General features: G+C 57.1%; 1 protein-coding gene and 2 pseudogenes. All 3 read right to left on the bottom strand.

Annotation, left to right across the window (positions count from 1 at the left end; translation table 11 throughout):
• Positions 1-202 (bottom strand): annotated as a pseudogene (locus ACJJVR_RS05075) (hypothetical protein); the annotation flags it as partial.
• Positions 203-563: 361 nt separating this feature from the next.
• The gene (locus ACJJVR_RS05070) at positions 564-1,703 is read right to left on the bottom strand and encodes a Hint domain-containing protein (protein WP_405402740.1); all 1,140 of its coding nucleotides are present in this window, start codon (positions 1,701-1,703) and stop codon (positions 564-566) included.
• A 440-nt stretch (positions 1,704-2,143) separates the two neighbouring features.
• Positions 2,144-2,351 (bottom strand): annotated as a pseudogene (locus ACJJVR_RS05065) (hypothetical protein); the annotation flags it as partial.

Genomic DNA, 2,351 nt, shown 5'->3' with positions numbered 1-2,351 from the left:
CCTTGGTGGTATAGCGCGCGGCGGCCTGCGGATCGGCCTTGATCTCCAGACAGGCCTCGGCCACGCCGGGGGAATAGGCGCGCGCCAGATCGCGGCCATTGGCCATCGGTTTGGTCGCCCGGATCTCCAGCTTGCCCGGTCGCGGAAACTCGTGATAATCCAGCGCCGCCTGTCGCGCGCTGTCCTGCCTGCGGTCATCCATCGGTATACGTGCCCCCATCGCGTACACAACAATTATGAATTCATAATTATATAGTCAAACTATATTTTCCCGCTTGGCTATCCTCGCCTTCGGCCGAACAAGCATGTTTTTTCTCGGAAGCTCGAAACGCCTGACGTCCCCCGAAGGAGAACATACGGGCGAATATGCCCGGACGGCGATCTACCGTACGGGACCGGTTCGGTACATGAGTTGGACCTAGACGTTCGATAGGTATGACGGACATATCCGTTGGCAGGGCTGATGCCAACGATCACACCAAGCACGCGGCCAGATCACGGTGTTGATGACCATCGCGCAAATTGGATCACTGTGTTTTCCATGCGCCATCACGCGGTCCGGCCTACCCGACAAGAGGCCGCAGATGGCGCCCGTGGCGTTCAACCATTTTTCGCGATCGAGAGCCGCAAGGCAAATGTCGTGCCGGATGCGATATCACCGAGTCCCGCAGGTCAGGAAAGACGTCGAATATCTCCTGCCGGGCGGCGGCACCAAGATTGGCAATTGCCATGTCGCCAAGATAGAGGGTTTCGCAGGCCGCGTCGTTGGCGAACACCACCTGATGATCGTCGCACATGAAGTGGACGTAGGTGATGGTGGTTTCCGTCATGTCCTGTTCGATACCCTCATGACCAAGCAATTGCTTGGCGGCGACAAGCACCTCCTCGGCTCCGAACATCCGTGCTGCGATCTTGGATCGGACAAGCACTCTATGCTGTGGCGACACCATCAGATCGGCCGACGGCGTGCCCGATCCCAAGGCACCACGAGGAATTCTTATCGGATAAAGATGCGGGGTCTTGTCCAGACTGACCACCGCACGCCCGATCCAGCGAACGGGTTGCCAGCCGTCATCCGACGTCAGGACCAGATCCCCTGCCTCCAAGACCTCAACTGGCTTCTGACCGTCGGATGTCGTAATAAGAGTTCCGGCAGCATAGCAAGGAAAGGCGACGTCAAAGATCGCCGGCTTGAACGTCGTGCGCTGGCTGATTGAGCCATAGGCAGTGCCCGCGCTTTCATCGATGCTTGCGACCTTAATTGAGTACACGCGATCGATGGCATCCCACGCGGAAACTGCGTTCGCATTGGGGCGAAAGAACATGTCCCCATTGGTTAGTTGTACCAGGGTTGCAGACTGTGTCTGAAAGACATCCGGTTGACTGCCGGTTTGTACCTGCATGTTGACGGCAAACGCTGAAACCATGCGGGCGCCGATCGTCGACGTCGCGGCAAGGTCATAGGAAAAGGTCGTTGGGGAAATGCCCTTTGCACTAGCATCCCAGATCGAGGCGAAGCTGTTGGCATTCGTGCCTTGGCTGACGAAATCTCCGGTGACCGCTATCGCCTCAATCTGGGAATTACCCACCGCCTCGTATCCGACAAGGACACGACGCTCCGACAGCAGGATCGGTGTCGCCGGTGTTGCGTCCAGCAGAGGCAGGTTGCCAATCCACAGCCAGTTGACGGTCGCAATAGGCATGTCGACCTCTCAGGGATCTGATGTGCAAACGAATGAGACGAGAACTTGTACCTCGATTTTTCACCAGATTGAAAGCACAACTGCAGATTGCAGAAAATATTGTCCCACGATGCGACCTTGGGGATGCCTCTATGGACTTGTGAATATCTGAACTGCCTATCACAAAAGATGAGCCGTCTATGCAGTGTCACCAAGCGCGACGATCTGAAAATGACGCTTAGGTGATGCAACCACGCATCTGGCCTGTTTTGACCACAGTGAACCACTCTCGTGTTGCTGGCACGCGCTCAGCCCGTATCGCAGATATACTGTCGACGAATAACGGAGCAGCGAAACACCAGGTGTTCGGCCCCGGAATCTGGTGAATCGGATTTAGAATGGATATGGCCTCTGTTGTGCAAATCATCTGACGGACGGTTCTCGCGTTTCCCCAGATGGATTTATCCCACGGCCCTTGTGACGGGGATGCCAGGGGCGGTGCGGCCGTTCAGGATCGCAACGCGCAGCTGAACCTCGGGTCAAAGCCGCGCGCCATCAGCCGCTGGCCCAGCAGTCGTGCACGATGCATCCAATCGTCGGGAAAACGATCCGCCTCATATCTCGACGCGGCTCCGGCGGTAATAGCCGCTCCAGTGTCGCCAGAGCGCC

Source organism: Paracoccus sp. Ld10, from assembly GCF_045064235.1.
In the GTDB taxonomy this organism is placed as follows: Bacteria; Pseudomonadota; Alphaproteobacteria; order Rhodobacterales; family Rhodobacteraceae; genus Paracoccus.
This window is presented reverse-complemented; position numbering and strand designations above follow the sequence as displayed.